This window comes from Streptomyces sp. AHA2, assembly GCF_036857595.1.
Taxonomy (GTDB): domain Bacteria; phylum Actinomycetota; class Actinomycetes; order Streptomycetales; family Streptomycetaceae; genus Streptomyces.
Genome location: NZ_JAUQWJ010000036.1, coordinates 1 through 22,353 on the forward strand (window position 1 = coordinate 1; position 22,353 = coordinate 22,353).

At 68.3% G+C, this 22,353-nt stretch carries 19 protein-coding genes and 3 pseudogenes; 10 read left to right on the forward strand and 12 right to left on the reverse strand.

Annotation, left to right across the window (positions count from 1 at the left end):
- The first annotated feature begins 1,094 nt into the window (after positions 1-1,094).
- Both Q5694_RS33985 and Q5694_RS33990 read left to right on the forward strand, forming a co-directional pair.
- Positions 1,095-3,824: a DEAD/DEAH box helicase gene (locus Q5694_RS33985; protein WP_333937403.1), complete on the forward strand. Its 2,730-nt coding sequence runs from the start codon at positions 1,095-1,097 to the stop codon at positions 3,822-3,824.
- Between the two features lie 19 nt (positions 3,825-3,843).
- Positions 3,844-4,323: a hypothetical protein gene (locus Q5694_RS33990; RefSeq protein WP_333937381.1), complete on the forward strand. Its 480-nt coding sequence runs from the start codon at positions 3,844-3,846 to the stop codon at positions 4,321-4,323.
- 117 nt (positions 4,324-4,440) lie between these two features.
- Here Q5694_RS33990 and Q5694_RS33995 read toward each other — a convergent pair whose 3' ends face one another.
- From Q5694_RS33995 to Q5694_RS34005, 3 genes are all read right to left on the reverse strand, one after another.
- Positions 4,441-4,617, reverse strand: a complete 177-nt coding sequence (locus Q5694_RS33995) for a hypothetical protein (RefSeq protein WP_333937382.1) — start codon at positions 4,615-4,617, stop codon at positions 4,441-4,443.
- Between the two features lie 180 nt (positions 4,618-4,797).
- On the reverse strand, positions 4,798-5,088 hold the full coding sequence (locus Q5694_RS34000; protein ID WP_333937383.1) for a hypothetical protein: 291 nt from the start codon (positions 5,086-5,088) through the stop codon (positions 4,798-4,800).
- A gap of 316 nt (positions 5,089-5,404) precedes the next feature.
- Complete coding sequence (locus Q5694_RS34005) at positions 5,405-6,094, reverse strand: tRNA-dependent cyclodipeptide synthase (protein ID WP_333937384.1); 690 nt, start codon at positions 6,092-6,094, stop codon at positions 5,405-5,407.
- A 468-nt stretch (positions 6,095-6,562) separates the two neighbouring features.
- On the opposite strand from Q5694_RS34005, the gene Q5694_RS34010 reads away from it, so the two are divergent.
- The 3 genes and pseudogenes from Q5694_RS34010 to Q5694_RS34020 form a co-directional block, all read left to right on the forward strand.
- A complete protein-coding gene (locus Q5694_RS34010) occupies positions 6,563-7,363 on the forward strand; it encodes a polymorphic toxin-type HINT domain-containing protein (protein ID WP_333937385.1) in 801 nt (266 codons plus the stop codon).
- Positions 7,364-7,369: 6 nt separating this feature from the next.
- The gene (locus tag Q5694_RS34015; protein ID WP_333937386.1) at positions 7,370-7,864 is read left to right on the forward strand and encodes a hypothetical protein; all 495 of its coding nucleotides are present in this window, start codon (positions 7,370-7,372) and stop codon (positions 7,862-7,864) included.
- Between the two features lie 303 nt (positions 7,865-8,167).
- Positions 8,168-8,824, forward strand: a pseudogene (locus Q5694_RS34020) (Dyp-type peroxidase); the annotation flags it as partial.
- A gap of 444 nt (positions 8,825-9,268) precedes the next feature.
- Here Q5694_RS34020 and Q5694_RS34025 read toward each other — a convergent pair.
- Positions 9,269-9,415, reverse strand: a pseudogene (locus Q5694_RS34025) (HNH endonuclease); the annotation flags it as partial.
- A 104-nt stretch (positions 9,416-9,519) separates the two neighbouring features.
- Positions 9,520-9,744 (reverse strand): annotated as a pseudogene (locus Q5694_RS34030) (integrase core domain-containing protein); the annotation flags it as partial.
- Positions 9,745-10,566: 822 nt separating this feature from the next.
- Here Q5694_RS34030 and Q5694_RS34035 point away from each other — a divergent pair.
- Positions 10,567-10,857, forward strand: coding sequence for a hypothetical protein (locus Q5694_RS34035; protein WP_333937383.1), 291 nt, complete (start codon positions 10,567-10,569; stop codon positions 10,855-10,857).
- On the opposite strand, the gene Q5694_RS34040 is transcribed toward Q5694_RS34035, so the two are convergent.
- The 3 genes from Q5694_RS34040 to Q5694_RS34050 form a co-directional block, all read right to left on the reverse strand.
- Positions 10,842-11,540 (reverse strand): terpene synthase family protein, encoded by a 699-nt coding sequence (locus tag Q5694_RS34040; RefSeq protein WP_333937387.1) that lies wholly within the window; start codon positions 11,538-11,540, stop codon positions 10,842-10,844. The genes Q5694_RS34035 and Q5694_RS34040 overlap by 16 nt on opposite strands.
- A gap of 62 nt (positions 11,541-11,602) precedes the next feature.
- The gene (locus Q5694_RS34045) at positions 11,603-12,385 is read right to left on the reverse strand and encodes a hypothetical protein (protein ID WP_333937388.1); all 783 of its coding nucleotides are present in this window, start codon (positions 12,383-12,385) and stop codon (positions 11,603-11,605) included.
- Positions 12,286-12,999, reverse strand: coding sequence for a hypothetical protein (locus Q5694_RS34050; RefSeq protein ID WP_333937389.1), 714 nt, complete (start codon positions 12,997-12,999; stop codon positions 12,286-12,288). Before Q5694_RS34050 ends, Q5694_RS34045 begins: the two co-directional genes overlap by 100 nt.
- 704 nt (positions 13,000-13,703) lie before the next feature.
- Between Q5694_RS34050 and Q5694_RS34055 the strand changes: the two genes are divergently transcribed.
- From Q5694_RS34055 to Q5694_RS34070, 4 genes are all read left to right on the forward strand, one after another.
- Positions 13,704-14,777 carry a DNA polymerase III subunit beta family protein gene (locus tag Q5694_RS34055; RefSeq protein ID WP_333937404.1) on the forward strand — a complete coding sequence of 358 codons (1,074 nt, stop codon included), beginning with the start codon at positions 13,704-13,706 and terminating at the stop codon, positions 14,775-14,777.
- A gap of 20 nt (positions 14,778-14,797) precedes the next feature.
- Positions 14,798-15,307, forward strand: a complete 510-nt coding sequence (locus tag Q5694_RS34060) for a hypothetical protein (RefSeq protein WP_333937390.1) — start codon at positions 14,798-14,800, stop codon at positions 15,305-15,307.
- 49 nt (positions 15,308-15,356) lie between these two features.
- Positions 15,357-15,578 (forward strand): hypothetical protein, encoded by a 222-nt coding sequence (locus tag Q5694_RS34065; protein WP_333937391.1) that lies wholly within the window; start codon positions 15,357-15,359, stop codon positions 15,576-15,578.
- Between the two features lie 979 nt (positions 15,579-16,557).
- A complete protein-coding gene (locus Q5694_RS34070; RefSeq protein WP_333937392.1) occupies positions 16,558-17,205 on the forward strand; it encodes a transposase in 648 nt (215 codons plus the stop codon).
- A 351-nt stretch (positions 17,206-17,556) separates the two neighbouring features.
- On the opposite strand, the gene Q5694_RS34075 is transcribed toward Q5694_RS34070, so the two are convergent.
- The 4 genes from Q5694_RS34075 to Q5694_RS34090 form a co-directional block, all read right to left on the reverse strand.
- Complete coding sequence (locus Q5694_RS34075; protein WP_333937393.1) at positions 17,557-18,432, reverse strand: alpha/beta fold hydrolase; 876 nt, start codon at positions 18,430-18,432, stop codon at positions 17,557-17,559.
- A 1,221-nt stretch (positions 18,433-19,653) separates the two neighbouring features.
- Positions 19,654-20,160 (reverse strand): nucleotidyl transferase AbiEii/AbiGii toxin family protein, encoded by a 507-nt coding sequence (locus Q5694_RS34080; RefSeq protein ID WP_333937394.1) that lies wholly within the window; start codon positions 20,158-20,160, stop codon positions 19,654-19,656.
- A gap of 7 nt (positions 20,161-20,167) precedes the next feature.
- The gene (locus Q5694_RS34085; RefSeq protein ID WP_333937395.1) at positions 20,168-21,394 is read right to left on the reverse strand and encodes a sensor histidine kinase; all 1,227 of its coding nucleotides are present in this window, start codon (positions 21,392-21,394) and stop codon (positions 20,168-20,170) included.
- Positions 21,391-22,047 (reverse strand): response regulator transcription factor, encoded by a 657-nt coding sequence (locus tag Q5694_RS34090; RefSeq protein ID WP_333937396.1) that lies wholly within the window; start codon positions 22,045-22,047, stop codon positions 21,391-21,393. The genes Q5694_RS34085 and Q5694_RS34090 overlap by 4 nt, the downstream gene beginning before the upstream one ends.
- Positions 22,048-22,353 lie beyond the last annotated feature (306 nt).

The following is a 22,353-nucleotide window of genomic DNA, read 5'->3' on the forward strand; positions in this document are numbered from 1 at the left end:
CCCGCGGAGCGGGTGCCATATCGCTGCGCGATATGCAAGCGAACCCCCGCGCTGCGCGCGGGGGTTGCGCTCCCGCTCCGCGGGAGCGCCCGCGGGGGCTGCGCCCCCCCGTCACCGGCCCCCGCTGCGCGGGGGCCGGTGACGGTCTGTCCGCTGCGCTCCTGGACCGGGCGGGACCCTGTCCCGCTCCGGGCTTCCGCTTCGCTCCAGCCCGGTCGGCGGGTCCGCTGCGCTCCCCCGCCTAACGGCCCTTCCGGCTGCGCCTCCGGGACCTTTGAGGCCCGCTGCCGCGGGCCGAGCGAACTACAAGGGGTGAGGGTGCTCGTTCGAGTCGGGTTTCAGTGTAGGTGGCTGCCTCAGCTTGATGCAGATGTACCGTTGGCGAAAACGCGGGACACCCCCAAACCGCCCGGGAACCTCCCTGTAATTCTGAGAGGAACGACCGCAGATGACCGGTCACCACGAATCTACCGGAACTGATCCCGCGCTGAGCAGTGATTCTGCCGGGTGACGCAGTACCAGACGGCGGGCGTGAACGCCCGGTTGAAGGGTGTTTGCGCTCCTAAGGGCGCACGGGCGGACCCGCGAGCGAGGCGGACGACCTGGTGGCTGCGCTGGAGGCCGGTGCTGTCGCGGCGGCGCAGTGCCAGGACAGCGGCATGACGGCCGTGAATAAGGCTCTGGTGGGCATCGCGGACCGGGAGTGGTCACGGCGCGGTGGCCGGTCGGCCGGAGCGGCTGAACTGGCCGTACACATCTCGGACGTGAGGCAGCGTGAGCGGGCCGACTTTGTGCGGCTGGAGAGGTTCGTCAGGGAGAACGTGCTGCCGCGCACGCACCCGCACACCACGGCGCGGCGCCGGGTGCTGGAGGCGCTGGGCGAGGCCGGCGGTCTGTGCGGAGACGGAGACGTCATTGTCTGCGCGCTCGATGCCGGGCACCACGACCCGGCGACAAGCCGCCGTTCAAGGACGGAAAGCCAGGCGGCTGGCACAAGGCGGATGCGTCGATCTGGAACGACTTGGGCGCGGCCTGCATTTCGCACGCGGCCCTCTGATAAGACCCCAGACACTCACGCTCGGGGAGACATGGAAATGTCAGTGATTCAGCTCAAGGAACACCAGGTAGATCAGCGCTCCGCGTTTCGCAGGTGGGTGGGATTCCCTGCAAGGTCATCTGTGCCTCCGCAGGGTGCCCGGGGCACGATCGTGTCAGCGACCGGTTCGGGCAAGACGATCACAGCCGCCGCGTGTGCGCTGGAGTCGTTCGCGGACAGCCGGATCCTGGTGACCGTGCCGACCCTGGACCTGCTCGCGCAGACCGCCCAGGCGTGGCGCGCGGTGGGCCACCGGGCCCCGATGGTCGCGGTGTGCTCGCTGGAGAACGACCCCGTGCTGAACGAGCTGGGCGTGCGCACCACCACCAACCCCATCCGGCTCGCCCTGTGGGCCGGGTCCGGACCGGTGGTCGTGTTCGCCACGTACGCCTCCCTGGTGGACCGCGAAGACGTCGACGCTCCCGAGGGACAGCGGAAGGTGCGCGGGCCGCTGGAGGCCGCTCTGGCAGGCGGGGAGCGGCTCTACGGCCAGCGCATGGCGGGCTTCGACCTTGCGATCGTGGATGAGGCCCACGGAACCGCCGGTGATCTTGGTCGTCCATGGGCGGCGATCCACGACAACGCCCGGATCCCGGCAGACTTCCGGCTCTACCTCACCGCCACGCCGCGCATCCTCGCCGCGCCCCGCCCGCAGAGGGGGGCGGACGGCCAGGAGGTGGAGCTCGCGACCATGGCCGACGACCCGAACGGGACGTACGGCGCGTGGATCGCGGAGCTCGGTCTGAGCGAGGCGATCGAGCGCGAAATCCTCGCCGGATTCGAGATCGATGTGCTGGAGATCCGCGACCCCTCCCCCGTGCTCGGGGAGTCGGAGGAAGCCCGGCGCGGCCGACGTCTGGCGCTCCTGCAGACCGCGCTCCTGGAGCACGCGGCGGCGTACAACCTGCGTACGCTCATGACGTTCCACCAGAAGGTCGAGGAAGCCGCAGCGTTCGCCGAGAAGCTGCCGGAGACAGCGGCCGCGCTGTACGTCAACGACGCCACCGACGAGGACCTGGCCGCCGCCGACAAGCTGCCGAAGTCCTCGATCGACGCGGAGTTCTACGAGCTGGAGGCCGGCCGCCACGTACCCCCGGACCGGGTGTGGTCGGCGTGGCTGTGCGGCGACCACCTCGTCAGCGAGCGGCGCGAGGTCCTGCGCCAGTTCGCCAACGGCATCGACGCCGCCGGGCGCCGGGTCCACCGCGCCTTCCTCGCCAGCGTTCGCGTTCTCGGGGAGGGCGTGGACATCACCGGGGAGCGGGGGGTCGACTCGATCTGCTTCGCGGACACCCGCGGCTCCCAGGTCGAGATCGTCCAGAACATCGGTCGCGCGCTCCGGCTCAACCGCGACGGCTCCACCAAGATCGCCCGGATCATCGTGCCGGTCTTCCTGGAGCCCGGCGAGGACCCGACCGACATGGTCGCCAGCGCCTCGTTCCGCCCCCTTGTAGCGGTCCTCCAGGGCCTGCGCTCGCATGACGAACGTCTGGTCGAACAGCTCGCCTCCCGCGCCCTCACGAGCGGCAAGCGCAAGGTCCACCTCCAGCGCGACGAAGACGGGCGGATCGTCGGGGCCAGCGGAGAGGGCAACGGCGAGGACCAGGAGCAGGACGACACCGACGCGGCCGCCGAGTCGGCCCTGCTGCACTTCTCCAGCCCGCGCGACGCGGCGACGATCGCCGCGTTCCTGCGCACCCGGGTCTACCGGCCCGAGTCCCTCGTGTGGCTGGAGGGCTACCAGGCCCTGCTGCGCTGGCGGGCGGAGAACGAGATCACCGGCGTCTACGCCGTGCCCTACGACGTTGAGGTCGAGGTCGGGGCGATGAAGGCATTTCCGCTTGGGCGGTGGGTGCACCACCAGCGCAAGGCCCTGCGGACCGGGGAGTTGGAGGACCGGCGCAAGGTCCTCCTGGACGCACCCGAGGCCGGGATGGTCTGGGAGCCGGGCGAGGAAGCATGGGAGGCCAAGCTCGCCGCGCTCCGGTCCTACCGGCGGGCGACCGGGCACCTCGCCCCGCGTCAGGACGCGATGTGGGGCGAGGGCGAGGCGATGGTGCCCATCGGCCAGCACATGGCCAACCTGCGCAGGAAGGGCGGTCTGGGCAAGGACGCGGAGCGGGCCGCCGTGCGCGCGAAGCAGCTGGCCGCGATCGATGAGGACTGGAACTGCCCGTGGCCGCTGGACTGGCAGCGGCACTACCGCGTCCTCGCGGACCTGGTCGACGCCGACGGCAGCCTGCCCGACATCCAACTCGGCGTGCGGATGGATGGCGACGACATCGGCAAGTGGCTCCAGCAGCAAAAGCAGCCGGCCACGTGGGCACGGCTCCAGGCCGAACAGCAGGACCGGCTGTCCACGCTGGGCATCAAGCCGCTGGAGAAGCCCTCTCCCGCCCCGGCGGCCGGTCGTGCGACGAAGGGGCCGAGCAAGGTGCAGCAGGCGTTCCAGCGCGGCTTGGCGGCCCTCGCGCAGTGGGTGGAGCGGGAGGGCGCGGACCGGCCGGTGCCCCGCGGGCACGGCGAGGAGATCACCGTCGACGGCGAGGCGGAGCCGGTGGTCGTCAAGCTGGGCGTATGGATTTCGAACACGAAATCGAGGAGGGGCCGGCTTGCCCAGGAGCAGCTGGACGCGCTGCGGAAGCTCGGCATGGACTGGGCAGGACCGGCGCCGGCCGCCCAGGCCAAGGGGGTGGCGGAAGAAGGTCTGGAGGTGACTTTGGTGTGAACGCCTCGTTGAGAGTCTCATGATCAGAAAGATGACGGCCCTCGCGGCCGCTGCCGGCTCCGTGGCAGTACTGCTCCTGCCCTCCATCGCATCGGCCGCCTCCGTCGAAGTACAGCAGCTCACCGGCCAGGGCGCCGAAGCGTGTCCGAAGGAAGCGCTGTGTCTCTACCAGCACACGGACTTCAACCAGAAGGAGCCGGGCCGCATCTGGGTCATCAAGCAGGCAGTGAAGGGCCTGGATCCCCGTCCCCATGGTGCTGAGGTCGCCGGTTCAGCGGTCAACACCTTCTCCGCGCCCTCCCTGGCCACGCTCGTCCGCTCCAGCGGCTTCCATGAGGAGATCGTGGGCGGACGGCCAGGGGAATGGTCCAACAGCGTGAGCAATCTCGCCCTTGACTCCGGCGAGACCTTCACTGCCGTGCACCTGAACATCTGTGCCAACAGAGAACAGCCAGAGTGCAAGCCGACCGAGCCCGACGGCGACTGGATCGACGGCTAACAGCAGGAGAGCGGTCCTGCAGCAAGGCCGCGGCCCGACAACCATCCTTGCTGCACGGGCCGCTGCTGCTCGCCGACGCCCGAGCGCTACACGAGCAGCAGTCTCCCTGCGAAAGCGCTACGTCGTCCAGGTCAGGTGCCGCTTGGGGCCGGCCGCGCGGAACTCCTGCGTCATCGGCGGGACCGAGCCGCGCTGCACGGGCGCCGGGCCCGGTTCGCCCCACCCTTTGCGGAGCGCCGCGCGCAGCTTGTCGTTCATCGCCACATCGACCACGGCCCGGTTCCCATCGGGCACCTCGCACGTGTCCTGGACGGCGACCATGGTGCCGTTGCAGGTACCGATCCACCCGAAGGTGGCGTCGGCTGCACGTACGAGCCGGGCCCGGCTTTCCGTTTCATCGGAGGACCGGGCCCGTGCCGTGTGCCGACAGACTGAAGCCTCCGCTGCGGCCGACCTGACCGACGTCCTGAGGGGTCAGTCGATTGCGTAGGCGACTGTCGGGCCGTACTGGTAGGTGTTGAAGGTGCCACTCGTGGCACCGACCCGGAAGGAGATGGTGTCGCCCGGATAGTCGCGGGTGCTCCAGAAGGAGATCTCCTTGGGAGTCTCGTCGCACCGCGCTTCGAACTCGAACCTGTGGCTCTCGCGGCTGACCCACACCTGGAGCTTGACGTACTGGGTGGTCAGCGTGTTGTCCGGGCAGTACGCATCGAGCGTGCCCTTCACACCGAACGTCCTCCTCGGATCCAGGTTCGGTGCCGCCACGGGCTGGACGCTCCCATTGAAACGCACATCGTACTTGGTGTACCCCAGGGCGTCCCGGTCGACGTAAGCAACGTGGACTTCACGGACCGCCGCATGGGCCGCGGGTGCTGACTGTCAATCCCCTCGTGCCGTGGAGATCTTTCAAGCGGCCAGCTCCACGGTGGGGTCGGCCGCTTGAAAGATCTCCACAGCCCGAGGGGATTGACAGCCCGATCTGGTCGCGGGCCGGAATGCGGATGTGCACCAGCGGTTTGCGATCAGCTTGCCGACGAGGAAGTGCTGGACCTGCCCCAGTGGTGCTCGGCTGACACGCACGTCAGGGCAGATCGAATTCCACCTGAAGGTAACCCTGATGCGCTGCGGGAACCAGACTGTACCGGTGTGCGAACAGGGCTCTGTCCATCGCGGCGGGCCGGTGGTAGCAGCGCACGGAGGAGCGAGCACCGATGATGGCCGCGGTGTCCAGGAACGTCGGCATCTTCAGCAGCACGTACCGCACCGCGATGCGCAGCCGCGCTTCCTCAGGCATCCGGCCGCGCAGACGCTGATGCTTGATCACTTCCCTGGAAGCATCCAGACAAGCCCGTCGGAATGCCGTATCGGTCTCGAACGTTTCCTCGGCCCGTGCCAGCAGTGTCAGATAGGCCGGCTCCTCCCGGATCCGGTTCCAGTCGATGATCAGCGCATCGGTGTCAACCACGCCCAGGGACCGCAGGGCGCGCTTGATCCTGTTGCGCAGCGCGTTGGTCTCCGTGCGGGCCTTCTTCTCCGCGGCCCGCTGTTCATAGCCCAGGGCGAGAAAGGTGAACCGGGTCGCGTAGTCGGGCAGGAAGACGTGCACGGACTCGAACTCTTGCAGACCCCACTGGAGCATGCGCCGGATGCGGTCCTTGGAAAAGTAGCTGTTGCACGGACTCATGCCGAACAGCGCATGCTCCCGCCGCTCGTACACACGCGAACACTGATCAGTCAGCGGTCGGATCGTGACACCGGGCAGCGGTCCCATAGCCGCCCCTTTCCTGCCGGATTTGCGCCCCTTCACCATGATCGTAGGAGGAGCTCGGCCGGCCCGCACAACAGGCGAGCACCACCCCGGCAGTCCGCAAGCCCGGCGCACCACGCCGCCATCACCCGTGCATGCCTTTTTCTTCGGCGAACACGGCGAACGCATCAGTTTCACTCTACCCAGACACCCCATTTCTGACCGTTGCCGCCCCGAACCGTCAGTAATGTGCCGGCACCTGACACGAAAACGGTCCGATTGTCGACCAGGCGTCTGGCGTGGAGCTCGCCGGCTGCATCATCGGCGGCGTCGTCGACGGCGGACTCGACTGGCTCACCCAGCGCCTGTCCGGCCGCAAAGTCAACTGGGGCCAAGTCGGCCAATCCTCTCGGCGGCGGCATCGGAGCCAAGGCAGGTAGCAGAGTCGGCTGCGCTGCCCCCAACAGCTTCACCGGCGACACCCCCGTCCTCATGGCCGACGGCACCCGCAAACCCATCAAGGACGTGCGGGTAGGCGACACCGTCCTCGCCACCGACCCTGAAACAGGCGAGACAGGGCCACGCAAGGTGACCACCCTGATTCAGGGCGGCGGCGAGAAACGCCTCGTCGACGTCACCCTTAAGATGGATGGCTCCGCGGGACTTGCGGCCGGGAAGATCACTGCGACCGACGGGCACCCCTTCTGGGTTCCCGCTCTCCAGCAGTGGATAGAAGCCGGCGACCTCCAGGCCGGACAGTGGCTGCAGACCAGCGCCGGCACCTGGGTCCAGATCACCGCGGTGCGGCACCACACCCAGAAGGTACCGGTCTACAACCTCACGGTTGACGGCCTCCACACGTATTACGTGTCCGCCGCCGGTGCGTCGGTCCTCGTCCACAACGACAACCCGCTTGCCTGCCCTTTGAGGGCTTATACCGACATCCTCAGGATGGGGCCAGGGTCGAACAGTGGCGCGACCAGCGTCCTTTGGACTCCGTCCGGCAACATGTACTTCAACTTCAGTCGCCCTAGGTCAGCCACGCAAGCACGCGAGTGGCCCTTGGTGCTCAGGCGGGTGTACAACCAACTCGGCCATCACCGAGGGTGCGCCGAGATCGGTTGCATCATCGATGCCCTGGAGGCAGGTGAAAGGATCAAGGGGAGCCGTAGTCTTGCCATGGTGCACAAGCCGTTCGACCACCCCCGCAACCGAGAGCTGATCCCCGGTTGTGATCAGTGCCAGCGCGTCATGAACCGGCTAGGTATCACCGACACCTTCGGAGGCGGGTGAGCGAGCTTGGGAACCATCCTGAAGGGGCTGGGACGAGTCCAGTGGGGTGACCTCGAGGTGCCCAGGGGCTCCGCGCGTGATATTCCCACGTTGCTCTCCAAGGCGGCCTGGTCGGATCGCGAGACTGGGAGCCTGGCCCTGGACTACCTGGCTGATCTGGTGTGCGAGTTGGGCTTCGTCCTCTCCGAGGCCACCGCTCCGACCGTACCCTTCCTCCTGGAACTGGCCGGGGCTCCTCATGTGGCCTGCAAAGCCGAGGTGCTCCAACTCCTGCTGAACATCTACTCCTCTCGGGAGTGGAGTCACTCCGCAGCGGATGCTCTTCCTAAGTACGCCGACAACTACACCCACAAGGTCCAGTGGGAAGTCACCGCGCACCAGGCGGTGCTTGCCGGCCGCCAAGTCGTCGAGGGGCTGACCGGTTCTATCGACCCCGACGTCGCTGAGGCTGCCAGCAAGCTCCTGGACGCCCTCGATACAGAGGATCCCAGTGCCTCCTAGCCGAACCCGACAGACCAGGACGTCTGCCATGCAGCAGCTCAGCCAAGCCTGCCGGCATCGAGTCACTGTCTCCTGCCAGAGAGGCCGGTCCGCTCAGTGGCTTTGACGAGGCGAGAGGTCCTGCTCACTTCGGTTGCAGCCAGCACCGGGGCTGTCGGTCTAGCCGCCGTAGGCGCCCTTGCCCTGCAGGGCAACTCCTCCAACAGTGCCGAAACGGCGGCTCACCTGCGCGGCGCAGCACCCCTGCCTTTCGCGCAGGTCCATGCCCTGGATCTCACCGCAAGCGGCCAGGAACGCGCCAACGTGCTGCGTGCCGCTCACGACGCCACCGCTGCGATCGACGGCGGCGACATCGCCGCCTGGCTGGCTTTCGGCGAGGGCGCTTTGCCCTCGCCGAAAGACAGGCCACGGCACTTGAGGAAGATGCCCTCCTTCCCGGGGGACGTGTTGGACCCTGCACAGTCACATGGCGACCTCTTGCTCCACATCACCGGCTCCTCAGCACGCGTGGTACGGCAGGCCGCCGAGCAAGCGCTACGCGCGCTGCCGCGTCAGCAGTTGCCCTGGCGCGCGGACGGCACCCGTCCCGAGAACCGCACCGAGGACGGCCGAGGCCTGTCCCGCAACCCGTTCCACTTCACCGAAGGGCACGGAAACCCCGGCACGGGAGCCGAGATCACCGAACGCGCGAACATCAAGGCCGGGCAGGGCGAACCTTCCTGGGCCATTGGCGGCAGCTATCAGGTGATCCGGATCATCCGGCTCGCCACCGACTTCTGGGACCGCGACACCGTCCACGAGCATGAACGCATCACTGGCCGCCGTAAGAACGGGCGATGGCTGGACGGCACACCCAGCACCGAACAGGCCGTCTTCGCCACCGACCCTCACGGCAAGATCACCCCGCTCGACTCTCATGTTCGCGGGGCTGCGCCCAATCCACGCACTCCTCCCCCGATGGTCCGGCGCAGCTACAACTACGACCGAGGTCCCGACGACCAAGGGCTGATCTTTCCCGCTTCCAGAATGACTTGGAGAAGGGCTTCGAGGCCGTACAGCGCAGGCTCCAAGGCGAGGCCATGGCCAAGTACACCCTCACCACGGGGGGCGGGTATTTCTTCGTTCCTCCAGTCGGGGATGCCTGGCTCAACGCTCTCGATGCGGGCTGAGGATCGGCCGGTTCTCCTCAGCAGGTCTACCGTTGTGACGCGTCGGCACGTCTTGGCTGTGGCCGTTGGGCTCTTGGGGGGGCGAAAACCTTTGGTTGCCCTTGCGCCGGCGAGCTCTGGCAGGGCGGCTACTAGCGGGGCCCGCCAGGTGCGGATGCAGCAGGGCCGCCAGTTCGCGGTCTTCGTGACGGGTCGAGGGTATTTCCACTATGGGAGCGGCGAGGTCGGTTACGTCGCCCTTGAGGCGGCAGTCGGGCCCGACGGTAGGCGCCTCGACGGCCTCATGGAGGAGAACCTCGGCGCGGGTGTGGCAGCCGTCCGTCGGATCGTCACCAGCGTCCCAATGCCGGAAGCTCGTCCGGGTGTAGCCGTCCCGGGACTCCGTGGCAGGCCGACAATGAGCAAGCCCTTACGCGGGAGGGGCAGGTCACTGACCGCTACAACGCTGCCGTCGGCAACATCGGCGACCAGGCTTTAGAGGTACGCCTAGGTGTATTGACCCGCAGGGTTGTTCACACGGCTGATCGGTGGCTGGCCGCCGAGTGCGGTGTGGCAGCGATGGTAGTTGTAGTCGTGGAGGAAGTCGGCCAGGGCTGCGCTGCGTTCGTCGTTGCTGGTGTAGGGCCGCAGGTAGGCCCATTCGTCGAGCAGGGTGCGGTTGAAGCGTTCGACCTTGCCGTTGGTCTGCGGGCGGTAGGCTCGGGTGAGCTTGCCGGTCGCGCCGAGCTGGTTGGTGATATTCCAACCGATTCCCATGCGCCTACCGTTCTTCACCCCAGGTTGTCTTTGAGACGACCGAGCCCGCCCAGGCAAGCGGTATCTTGCCCGCGTTCCCGTCCCCGCCTGCGGGCGCCTTCCTCACAGCGGCGGGACCCATTCACTTCAAGCCGAAGAACCCCCTGCCTGTCGGCCTACCTACCGGCCTCTCTGCCGTCCGGTTGCAGTGGAACGGGCGTCAATGAAGTGACCTAGCACCCGGCCGTCATGCGGCTGAGGGGCGACGCCGCCGAACGCGTGTCGGTCCCCCACCGCTTCTCCCAAGTCACCCTGGCCGGACGACTTCCGAACAGCGACCCGGCCTGAAGTTTCGAACCTCATGCCACCGCCCGGGGTGGCGCTGTCAGCGTTTAGTCCTTAGCACCCTCTCCCGGCGACCCGGCAGAGCCGCGTACCGCTATCGGGTGGTGTAGCAAGACTCAACGGCGGAGTGCCTTGATGTCTCTACATACTGCGTGTTGGGAACCGTTCCGGGCGCTGCCGCCCGACATCATGAGGAGCAGCATGTTCAGTAGCACGGTGGGTCACCACGCGGATCTGCCGACCGCGGACACGGCAGTTGCCCGACCACGCTTGCGTCGTCTCGTGCGCAAGGTGGCGGGCGTCTCGGCGGCTCTCGGGGCTCTGGTCCTGCCGCAGGTTTTGTCAGCGCCTGCAGCCCATGCGGCGGTCCGTGAAGTCCACGTTGCTTACGTCGACCAGGACGCCCTGGGGTACACCAAGTACGATGTGCGTTTCAATGGGAGCGTCCAGCCCGTGGCGGCACCGAACCTGGATCCGAGGAGGACGTTCGGTGTGAAGGGCACGCTCGATGCGTACTGCCCGGACAACACGCTGACCACCCAGTACGTCAAGCTCCAGGTGTGGGTCAGCCGCGAGAGCCACAGGTTCGAGTTCGAAGCGCGGTGCGACGAGACTCCCAAGGAGATCTCCTTCTGGAGCACCCGCGACTATCCGGGCGACACCATCTCCTTCCGGGTCGGTGCCACGAGTGGCACCTTCAACACCTACCAGTACGGCCCGACAGTCGCCTACGCAATCGACTGACCCCTCAGGACGTCGGACAGCTCAGCCGCAGCGGAGTGCTTCGGTCTGTGGGCGTGAGCAGGGTCTCCAACGACTTGATGATCATGACGGTTGTCCTTGGCCGGTGGGGTCGCCTTCACCGGTTGGGGCGGGCCGGTAGAAGGTGGGGTGGGGGGGTGAAGATCACGCTGGCGGCGGGCCGGCCGTCCCAGATGTGGCCGTGGCCGTTGTAGCGGGGGGTGATCCAGGACCATGCCGGGTTCACGGCGATCATCCACCGCAAGGCTTCCACGTACCGGCCACTGACGGGTCCGGTTCGACCAGCGTGTGCAGCAGGCGCTCGGCCCGTGCGCAAGATTCGTCTCGGTCCGCAGGACGGTCGCGGCGATGCGGTCGACCGCGACCTGGAGGTCGCCGCCGTTGTCGGCGGGGGTGATCCCGTTGACCGTGTCGCCGCTGTAGAGCTCCTTGCGGTAGGGGAAGATGTCGTTCACGTCGATCCAGTGCCGGGCGACCAGGTGGTTGAGCCGGCGCAGCTCCTCGGCAGCGGGGTGACCGGTCAGGTCAATGCCCAGGCCGTACTCCAGCAGCGGAAAGCAGCACTCGCCCACGCTTTTGATCCGGGAGTTCTCGTAGACGGCAAGGTCGACGGCCATGCCGTCGCGGTGCCAGTTCCGCTGCGTCGCCGCCTCAGCCGTGTTCACCAGAAAGCAGTGAGGACCCATCAGGCGCAGCCTGACCACCGGCTCCGCATCTCGTCCGGACGTCAGTCGCGGAAACGGGAGAGCCAGGTGCCGCCAGCCTTCTGCTCGGGCACGGCCTGGTCGTGCTCCTGGTGCTCGGGCACGGCCTGCTCGGCTTGGCGTTCGGCGGTGATGGCGCGCTGCTTGCAGTCGTCGCACAGGTGCGGGTGGGTGTCGCGCGGGGTGCCGCACCCTGCGGGCTCGATGGCCTTCCACCGTTCATCGGTGAACCGGGTGCCGCAGTCGGCGCACACGGGACGGTTGGCCTCTCGCTCGGCCCTGTGCTGTGCGGCGATGCGGCGCAGCTCCTCCTGGTGCTCGCGCTGGCGGGCGGCGTACTCGGCCTGCTTGCGGGCGTCGTGGGCTTCGCGGCGCGGGTTGCCGATCGCCTCGAGGAGCGTCTGGTTGTGCGGCCGGCCGAAGCGCCGGAAGACCGCTCCGGCCGGGCCGTGCTCCTTCAGCTGCTTCATGCCGGTGACCACGATGGGCAGCTTGCCGTCGTACATGTGGAAGTCGCCGTCGTAGTCGTGCCCCTTCCAGTGCCGCTGAGTCAGTTCGGCCAGCTGCGCGATGACGGTGTTGGGGTTGCGCGGGCCGATCCGGTTGAAGACGAGCAGCAGCGGCGGGTGCGGCTGGTCGCCGCGGCGGCTGTCGGGCACCCGCCAGCCGGTGCGCCACATCGGCCGCTCCTTGCCGTCGACGTCCTTCACCTTCCGCTGGCAGAACCGCATGTACTTGTCGATCTTCGCGGCGAGGACCTGCGCGGACTCGAAGCAGTTGTCGATCTCCACGAACAGCAGCGGCACCCCGTCCTCGGGCGCGGCGATGACGATGTCCGCCTGGGCACCATCCGGCCGGGGTTGGACCAGGTGCCTGTTGCGGGCAGCGCCACCTCGGTCGCGTAGGAGGCGATGGTGCCCAGCCCGGCGGGCGCGTCGTAGGCGGCCTGTACGGCGGCGCGGACGTCGGCCAGCTCGCTGGCGAGCTGGGACAGGTCCGGCTTCGTGCGCAGCAGGGCAAGCACGGCCTCGTTGACCGCCATCGGGTGGGAGGCGCCCGTGCGCCCGGCGCCGCGGGCCGGGTCACCCATCTCCCCCACCGGCCGCCCCAACTCGCGAGCAGCAGCCTTCAGGCCCATGGGCATCAGGTTGCGCAGCCTGTCCCCTCCCGGCAGTTGCCCGCCGTTCTCCACCAGGCCGTGCTTGCGCAGATCGGACAGCGCCCTGGTGTGCGAGGCGGTGCGGGCCTGCTTCCGCTTCGACGGCGTCGGCTTGTCGGTGTGCCGGTAGCTCAAGTGCGGGGCTGCGATCTGCTGGATCTGTTCGACCGTCGCGACCTTCAGCACCCCGAGCACGCGCAGCACGTCACCGCGCAGGTTGTTCGACGACCCCGCCGGGTTCTCCTCACGCTTGACCGCCATCAGCTGCGCTCCTTCCCCGTCGTCTGGCACGCGCGGCCACCTGCCGAGCGCCGGCCGCGCCCGGCCGCCAAGGGCACCCGGCCCCCGAACCCGATGATCTCCTCCTCCATGGACATCACTTCAAAGTTCAGGAGCAGATAAGAGGGTTGTGACAACGCGGCGCGCGGCCGTATCTGCGTGCTGACCTCGGCTATCTCCGTCCGGCTCGGTGCCGGGCACCAAAGTGGGTTCCCCAGTGGCCTCCCAAGTGCGCACCGCAGGAAGCCAGGAAGGCTTGCCCGCTGCTGGTCGGGCCCGTGGTCGGGGCGGGCACGCCGGGCGCCTGCCGGGGGTCGGTGCGTGGTCATCGCAGCGGCTCCTTCGCTTCGGGCCGCCTTGGTGGGCGGGGACTCGAGGAAGCAGCGTGCAACCGACCCCCTTGTCCGCGGTCTGCGGCGGCCGGTAGCGGACCGGTCAAGGAGAAACGCGGTGGTGGTCGGGGCGGTAGCAGAGGTGGACAAGGGGGCGCGGTCGGGTTCGTGGTCGGGCCGACCACCATGGACAAGGGGCCCGCTTTGATCCTTGCAGCCCCGGTTCGCCCGTTTCGGCTCAAGCTGGAGAGTTCTCTGTCCTCTGTGCAGAGGCTAGCTGTTGATGGCCATGACGTTGGAGACGCCCCTTGCCGATGTTGACCTTCGAGTTGGTTGAAGCTCAATGATGGCGATGTGCCAAATTCCGAGCTGATGCCGATCGGGGTCTTTGCCCAACGCAGTGGCCTGACCTCCAGCGCGTTGCGGTTCTACGCCGACTCCGGGCTGCTGCCCCCTGCCGAAGTGGACCCGGTCACGGGCTACCGCTACTACGACGCCGACCAGCTGGCGCGAGCGACCGCACTGCGTCAGCTACGCGAGATCGCCATGCCCCTCGCTGCGGTCGAGTCGGTCCTCGACGCCGAGGCCGAGGAGGCGGCACGGCTGCTCGACGAGCATGTCGCCAAGATCGTGGGGGATGCGGCTGCGGCACTGCAGAAGGCTGGTGTCATCAAGTCCGTGCTCGGTGCCAACGTGCCCAGCCTGCTGATCGCCACGCTGAAGGGCCCTGTGCTGGCGGATGCGGTCGAGCGGGTCCTGACCGCGACCGCGCACGAGCCGGGGATGGCGGTGCTCGCCGGCCTGCACATCGAAGCGAGTCATGAGGCGATCACCCTTACGGCGACCGACCGATACCGGCTCTCCACCCGGACCCTGGTGCCGCCAGAGCCACCCGCCCAGACGTGGGCCGGCACGGTAAACGGCGACGATCTGCGGGCAGCGGTCGCCGAGGTCCGGCGCAGTGCGCGGGTCCGCATCGAAGCGGTGCCGCATGGGATCTGGCTGCGCATGCCCGAGCGGGAGGACCGGCACTGCCGGTTGCTGTCCGAGGATTTCCCCGACCACCGCCTGATGTTCGCGTCCCTGGGCGAAGCCACTACTCGCGCGACGGTCTCGAAGGACCTGCTGCTGCGCGCACTTGAAGAACACCCTGGCGAACGCATCGCACTGCATGTGGGCGATCACGGAGTGAACGTCCGGTCAGCAGACGACGAGCACCCCGGCATCCCGCTCCCCGCCACTGTGACGGGCGAAGACCTCCAGATCCGGTTCGAGATGACCACGCTCTATCCCGCCGTGAGCACAGCGATCGGCCCCGACGTGATGCTCGACCTGAGGGGATACGACCGGCCCGTCACAATCCGCTCCGCCGACCGCGGCGATCTCACCACCCTGGCCATGCCCGTCAAGTTCGACCACTCAGCCTGAGAACGACAAAGAGGAACCTCATGACCACCACACCTGCCAGCCCCGACCCGACCATGGAAGCCATCGGCCAAGCCGTCATCGAAGGCCGGACGGGCGACATCCTTTCCGCCCGCCACAAGCTCCTGAACCTATGGTCGGCGATCGGCGTCACCGGCGACCCGCTGCACCGTTGCTCACTCGCCCACTACCTGGCGGACCTCTACGACGATCCCGCCCAGGCCCTCGCCTGGGACGTTCGCGCCCTGGACGCTGCCGACGCCGCGACCGAACAGCGCGTCCAGGAGCACCACGCCAGCCTCCACATCGCCGGGTTCTACCCTTCCCTCCACCTCAACCTGGCCGACAACTACCGCCGACTCGGTTCCTTCGACGCTGCCACCGAGCACATCAGCGCGGCCAAAGAGCACACCCCCAACCTCCCCCAGGACGCATACGGTGCCCTCCTACGCACGGCCCTTGACGAGGTGGCAGAGGCCATTTCCCAGCGAGACACCGCCAAGCGGCCCTCCTCGCCCGGCCCCACTGCATGACGCACCGGAACGCGCCCCTCTCCTGGACGAGGTCGGCGTCATCTACCTGATGGCGATCAGGGAGTGTGCCACGCACGCCCCCGCGGCTGCCGCGCCAGGGATCGCCCGCACCATCTCGCACTTCGTCGGCCAGGTCCTCGCCGACGCACCGAAGGACGTCGCCCCGGCTCTACGGGAGCTGCGCAATGAACAGGTGGCGCGGCGTGGCTTTGTGCACGAGTCGTGGTTCTGGCTCAGGTTCTGTGACGCGGTCACGCTGAGCGACGGCTGAGCTTCTCCGGGCAGTGTGTGAAGTCGCCCGAAAATCAGCCGTAGTTAAAGCAGTTGGGCTGACAGTTCGGGTCCGTGGAAGAGATCGTGCTCCGGTTGAAGGAGCTGTTGTTCCCTTCGATCGCGGACGTCGCGGTGCTGTCGGTGGACGTGAGCATCGCGATAGTGCGGGTCGACGCGGAATGCACTGCGAACGGTGCCGCTTGCCCGGCGTGCGGGGTCTGGTCGAACCGGGTTCATGGTTCCTACCTGCGGTTTCCCGCTGATGTGCCCAGCGCCGGACGAAGCGTTGTTCTTCCGCTGAGGGTCCGCCGGTCGCCTGCGGGAACTCGGGGTGCACCCGCCGCACCTTCGTCGAGCAGATGCCCGGCCTGACCCGTCGGCACGGTCAGCGGACCGAGCGGCTGCGCACGACGCTGGCCGCGGTCGGTCTCGCCCTGGCGGGCCGTGCCGGCGCCCGCCTGAGCTCCGCCCTCGGTGCCCGCCCCGCGTGTGGTCGGCGTTGACGCGTACGCCACCCGCAAGGGCCGCCACTACGGCACCGTTCTCGTCGACGTCGAGACCCGCCGCCCTGTCGACCTGCTGCCCGACCGGGAGGCATCGAGCCTGGCGGCCTGGCTCGCCGATCGGCCCGGCGACGAGGTCGTGTGCCGGGACCTGCGCCGTTCTTCGCCGAGGGCGCCACTGTCGGTGCACCGCAGGCCGTCCAGGTCGCGGACCGGTGGCATCTCTGGCACAACCTCAGCGAGGCCACCGAGCGGAGCGTCGCCCTGCACCGTCGCTGCCTCCGCGCTCTGGTCCCCACGGATCCCGCACCCGGTCCCGGTCCCGAACCCGAGGCCGTTCCGGCAGCGGACTCGTCCAGTTCTCCTTGGCCGCGCGGGCACCGATTCGCCGATCGGACCCGGGCCCGGCATGCCACCGTCCACGCACTGCTGACGGCGGGACACAGCCGACGCTCGGTCCAGCGTCAGCTCGGGATGACCTGCCGCACCGTCAAGCAGCTCGCCGACGCCGCGACGCCGGAGGAGCTGTTCACCGGTCAGTGGCAGAACCGGCCCTCCGTCCTCGACGACTACAAGCCCTATCTGGACGACCGCTGGAGCGAGGGCTGCACCAACGCCTGGAAGCTGTGGGAGGGGATCGTGCCACTCGGCTACAAGGGCAGCTACCGGCGCGTTCGCGCCTACCTGCACGACAAGCGCACCGCACCGCAGCCGGTGACCGCCCGGCCGCCCTCGCCCCGGACCGTCGCCGGATGGATCCTCCGCCGTCCGGACACCCTCACCGAGACCGATCAACTCCAGCTCAAGGCCGTCCGGACGCACTGCTCCGAACTCGACGCCCTCACCGGGCACGTCCGCTCCTTCGCGACCATGCTCACCGAGCGCCAGGGCGAGCGCCTGCCCGACTGGCTCGACGCCGTCCGGCAGGACGACCTGCCCAGCCTCCACACCCTCGCAGCGGGCATCGACCGCGACCGCGACGCCGTCATCGCCGGCTTGACCCTGCCTTGGAGCTCGGGGGCTGTCGAAGGCCACGTCAACCGGATCAAGATGCTCAAGCGCCAGATGTACGGCCGCGCTGGCTTCTCGCTGCTGCGCAAGCGAGTTCTCCTCGCTTCGTGAGGACAGCTGCTGCTGTCAGCCCCTCAACGGTTCGCGGCTCTGCGGATGGTCACCACGGACAAGAACGGGTCGGTAGGCGGCACCAGCTCCCTGAAGGAGACCTCTACAAGGTGCGCCGGAGCATCGCCATGTTGCAAGGCGGTCACGTACTCGATGATCTGAGCGTGGGAGAGCACTGGCAGTCTTTGGCGCAGGGTGTGCATGGCATGAACCCTCCCACGAGCGTCTGCCACCGCCCGGACCTCATCGTGCAGATCGTCCACTGCGGTCCGCGTGACCTGCCTTCGAATGCGGACTCGGTAGTCCGCCTCCCATGCGTCCGTTACTGCGGAGACGACACCGATCTGATCGTCATCGGGCGTGGGCCAGCAGGGTGCGCAGGATGGCCTCGGCATGCGTCCAGAGCAGGGATCCGGCGGTGGCGGGAACGAGGTGTCGGGTTGCCCTGGGGATCATCTGGGTGAGTGATTCGCCCAGATCCGGGGAGTGGACCGGGCTGGTGTCCTGTTCCCCGTACCAGAGCTCGACCGGGACGGCTATGTCAGCTGGGTCGAATGGCCAGCGGCCCATCGCCAGAACGGTGTCGCGTGCGTAGCCAGCTGAGCCCTGGCTGAATGCCTCGTCCAGCGCGCGCCGGAAGGCGTGCTGAAAGACCGGGTCGGTGTAGACCGTGCGATCCGACTCAGAGCTCGTAGTGATGATCAGATTCCACAGTGCGTCGGCGCTGCCGAAGCTGGCGAAGGAGGCCTCAGCGGTGCTGGGGTCGGCTGTGACGGCGTTCACCATGTCCCTCACCTGTGGGGCCAGGGCGTGTGTGAACCGGGGATGGGCGAGTTCGTCGCTGCCGGACACCACGGTCACCGCGTTCACCAGACCGTCTGCGGCCAGGGCGAGGGCGAACGGTGCCCCTTGCGAGAACCCCACCGCCGACGGGGCCGGCAGGGCCTGCTCCTTGACGAGATGCCGCATGTCGGCGGCCCAGTCGGTCAGTGTCCGGCCGGGGGCCGGGTCGGAGGCGCCGAGGCCGGGCCGGTCCACGCTGATGAGCCGGATGCCTGCTGCGTCGATGACACTGCCGCCGAAACCGAGCCACCTGCTGGTGGCCGCCCCGGGGCACAAGAGCACGGGGATGCCGTCGGTTGGCCCCCATTCCGCCCAGCCCAGGAGTCGACCGTCCAACAGCTGGGTCTGTCCGAGCCTCGCTGGCTCGCGCACGCCGTAGTCCATGATCCATATTGTTCCCTGGTCCGGCTGCCGTTCCGTCATCGGTCGACGTAGCGAGGGAAACACTGCGGAACCACATGCTGTTCGAACCGGCAGCACACTTCAGCGCCTCCCGAAGTGATGAACATCTGCTGTCCGTCTCAGTGCCCACGCTGACGACCTCCGGCTGGGCATCGACGCGCCCCAGCACGACGTGGATGTGGTGGACCGTGACATCGCCGTGCTCGCCGCGATCCTTTAGGCGCTGTCCGGACCGTGGAACGCTCCGGTGCGCTTCCTCGGCCGGCACCGGACGGCCACGTGGGCGACCAGCGGCATCCTGTGCTTCCTGACCAACACGGCGCTGCGCTGCAGCGGAGTCATCGACTCCTTCAGTGCCAGGGGCCTGCTGTGGGTGTTGCCGGTAGCCGCTACTACGGCATCAGCCGCCAGTGCTTCTACACCTAACGCCGACGCTACGAAGCCGAGGGCCTGGAGCCGATGGCGGGCGCGTCTTGCGAGCTCGCGTTCAGTCATGGGGGTCTCTAGGGACGGGAGACCCACCTGTCGATAACGTCCGTCAGTTTTAGACCTAGTCGGCCCGTGACGCTGTCGTTGCGCAGGTCCCTCTGCTGCTCCCAGGCGGGCATCGCGCATTGATGTCGACCAATGCGAAGACTGTCAGCGTGCGACGCGGTGCCCTGTGGCCGGGGCGATCAATGGGAGTCATGAGTCCTCGGGCGAACTGGTCGGTAGGGCCAAGGCATCTGGGTGCCAACCGGCTGCCGCGGGGGCGTTCTGGGAACCGCGGCAGCCGGGACGGCGGCGAGACGGGGGCTTGCCACCTCACGCGGCGGCATTGCGTGGGTCGTTCACCTGCCTGGCGGATCGTCGGCTGCACGGCGCCGCGCGGGCGTCGATCCTGATGCTGGTGCGGCCCCGCCGGCCCCGGTTTCTCGGGTCAGCGGGGCCGTCCCCGCGCATTTCGGGTCGTGGAAGGGCGCCCACAACCGGCTGCGGAAGTGGGCCGCCGGCAGCCGATGCAGGCCCCTGCGTTGCGCTTGGCCGCCGTCAGCCGGTCACAAAGGGGGTTGGTGATCGCGAACTCGGCAAGGAAGGCACGGCGCTGTTCGTCCGGTGTCATGCCTCCATCCTGCTGCCTTCACGAGCGCCCCGCGAAATGAGCGGCCGCTGAAGCGAGACGTGGTCACCCGTCCCGTGGACAGTTAGGCCCACACGGAGTCGTCAGGGTTCCAGGTTCCCTGAGCGGTCTGGGCGAGTATGGGGTTGATGAAGGCAGTTGCAGCATGTGCGGCTTCGGCGTAGGTTCCGCAGCCGTGGAGGCCAGCCAACGACCAGTGCGGCTTGCTTGGGATACCCGTCGTGCCAGTCGGGTCTTGGCGCCTCGAAGGCCGTAGGGAGCACGAGGGTGGTGCCGTTCTGCCGTCGGCGTTCGGCTTCCTGGTGCAGTGCCTGGGTGACAGCCGGGCCAGCAACGGTCTCCTGCTGGCTTGTCAGGAGGAGGCCGGCCAGGTCACGGAATCGGCTGGAGTTGAATTGAGCGCTGTCGCCGTGGCGCCCGTTCATGGCGCGGATCTTGTCGGCGATGTGATCGGTGACGGGGTAGAGACGCACGTCGGGCCAGTCGACGGGCCACTCGATGTCAACGGCGGACTTCGGGGTGGGGGTTTCCGGAGTACGGAGATCAGGGGCAAACCAGGCGTAGTTCGGTGAAGGTCTCTGGTCTTCCACAACCTACTTATTTCTGAGACCGGGCTTTCGGGGAGCCAGGAGAAGCCCCAGGGCCGGATGCGGCCGGGAGGGCAACACGGACTGTGAGCCCGCCGTGGGGGCGGGGGTGGGCGTGGAGGTGTCCGCGGTGGGTGTCGGTGATGGCCTGGACGATGGTCAGGCCCAGGCCGGACCCCCGGCGTCCGGTGGTGGGGGCGCGGGGGCCGCGCTGGAAAGGCCGGAAGATGGCGGGGAGTTCGGCGGGGTCGATGACGGGACCGGTGTTGGTGACTTCGATGACCGCGTGGTTATCCGCGGTACGGGTCGTGATGTGGACGGTGCCGTGCGTGTGGTTGTGACGGATTGCGTTGGTGAGGAGGTTGAGGGCGAGCTGGGCGAGGAGGACGGGGTCGCCGGTGGTTGGGGCGGGGCGCAGTTCGCTGTGGACGGTGACGTAACGGTTCGCAGCTTCCTCGTGGACGTCGTTGAGGGCGTCGCGGGTGAGGTCGGCGAGGTCGGCGGGTGTGGGTGTGATCATGCCGCTCTCGCCGCGGGCGAGAGTCAGCAGGGCGTCGAGGAGGTGTTCGCAGCGGGTGGTGGCGGCGAGTGAGCGCCGGAGGGCGGGTTCGAGGTCGGTCGGCACGCGGCCTTGGGCGAGGGGGATCTCCAGGGCGGCGCGCTGGAGGGTGAGGGGGGTGCGTAGTTCGTGGGAGGCGTGGGCGGTGAAGCGGCGCTGGTCGGCGAAGGAGCGTTCCAGGCGGTCGAGCATGGCGTCGAAGGTGTCGCCGAGGTGTTTGACCTCGTCGTCGGGGGCGTTGAGGGCGAGGCGGTCGTGGAGGTTGCCGTCGTTGATGTGGCGGGCGGCGGCGGTGACGTGGCTGATGCGGCGGAGCGAGCGGCGGGCGGTCCACCAGCACAGCAGTGCGGCCAGGGCCGTACAGAGGGTGAGGAGAAGCACGGAGCGGGTGCCGAGGCTGTCTAGGACGTCGGTGCGGAACCGTGCGAACTGCTCGTGGGTCATGGCCGGGGTCGAGGGTGTGATGCGGGCGTCGGGTGGCGGCGGGGGGTCGGGGAAGGATGTGGAGGGGGCGACCTGCTCGGCGTTGACTTCGATGAGCTGACGCACGCTGAGCCAGTTGAGGACGAGCATGGCGCAGCCGACGGCGGCGAAGACGGCGGTGTTGCTCCAGGTGACGCGGGCGCGCAGGGAGTGCCGGCCGGGGCGTGCTCCGGGTGCGGTGTGCGGAAGGTTCACAGGCGGTATCCGAAGCCGGGGTCGGTGGTGATGAGGGGCGGCTCGCCGAGTTTCCGGCGCAGTTGGTGGACGGTCACCTTGACCGCGCCGCTGGCGGGGTTGAGGTGGGGGTCCCAAAGGCGTTCGAGGAGCTCATTGGCGGAGACGGGGGCGCCGTCGGCGGCCAGCAGGATCTCCAGAACGCCGAGTTCCCTGGGGGTGAGCCGCAGGGGCCGTCCATCGCGTTCGGCCTGGCGGCGGACCGTGTCGACGCTGACGCCGTGGCGGGTCAGGACGGTCGGGAGCGCGGCGCTGGTGGCGCGGCGGGAGAGGGCCCGAAGCCGGGCGACGAGTTCGATGTACGAGTACGGCTTGGCGAGGTAGTCGTCGGCTCCCAGACCGAGGCCGTCGACGAGGTCGGCGAGGGTGTCGGCGGCGGTGAGCATGAGGATGCCGGCCCCGTAGCCGGTCGTGTTCAGGGTGCGGCAGACGATGTCCCCGTGCACCACGGGCAGGTCACGGTCCAGGACGATGACGTCGTAGTCGTGCTCCGCGCACAGCTCCAAGGCGCGGGCTCCGTCGTGGGCGATGTCACAGCGCATGCCCTCCCCGCGCAGTCCTTCGGCCAGGACATCGGCCAGCTCTTCTTCGTCCTCGACGATCAGTACCCGCACCCGCCCGCTCCGCTCTCACCTGTCGCCGCACCGGTCACGGGGGGATCGGTGCGTCCCTCTCCAAGGGTGCCCCGTTCCGGGTTAGCCCGGGGTTAGCCGGAGGGTGACCGGTGGCTAACCGCGACCCGCGTAGCAATGGTTCCCGACACGACACCGCGCGGCTCCGGCCGCGCCTTGAGCACGGGAGGGCGCGTCATGTGCCGGATTCTTCGCAGACGTACGAGCAGGGCTTTCGCCGTGGCGGTAGGGGCCGGTCTTGTCCTAGTGGTGGCGGGCTGTTCCGGTGGCAAAGAGGCGCCGCGGGTC

Excerpts from the sequence above, each read along its gene's own strand:
- Q5694_RS33985 (WP_333937403.1), top strand. The coding sequence starts at position 1,095 with ATGTCAGTGATTCAGCTCAAGGAACACCAGGTAGATCAGCGCTCCGCG.
- Q5694_RS33990 (WP_333937381.1), top strand. The coding sequence starts at position 3,844 with ATGATCAGAAAGATGACGGCCCTCGCGGCCGCTGCCGGCTCCGTGGCA.
- Q5694_RS34005 (WP_333937384.1), bottom strand. The coding sequence starts at position 6,094 with ATGGGACCGCTGCCCGGTGTCACGATCCGACCGCTGACTGATCAGTGT.
- Q5694_RS34010 (WP_333937385.1), top strand. The coding sequence starts at position 6,563 with ATGGCCGACGGCACCCGCAAACCCATCAAGGACGTGCGGGTAGGCGAC.
- Q5694_RS34050 (WP_333937389.1), bottom strand. The coding sequence starts at position 12,999 with ATGGCGGTCAAGCGTGAGGAGAACCCGGCGGGGTCGTCGAACAACCTG.
- Q5694_RS34060 (WP_333937390.1), top strand. The coding sequence starts at position 14,798 with ATGACCACCACACCTGCCAGCCCCGACCCGACCATGGAAGCCATCGGC.
- Q5694_RS34065 (WP_333937391.1), top strand. The coding sequence starts at position 15,357 with ATGGCGATCAGGGAGTGTGCCACGCACGCCCCCGCGGCTGCCGCGCCA.
- Q5694_RS34070 (WP_333937392.1), top strand. The coding sequence starts at position 16,558 with ATGACCTGCCGCACCGTCAAGCAGCTCGCCGACGCCGCGACGCCGGAG.
- Q5694_RS34075 (WP_333937393.1), bottom strand. The coding sequence starts at position 18,432 with ATGGACTACGGCGTGCGCGAGCCAGCGAGGCTCGGACAGACCCAGCTG.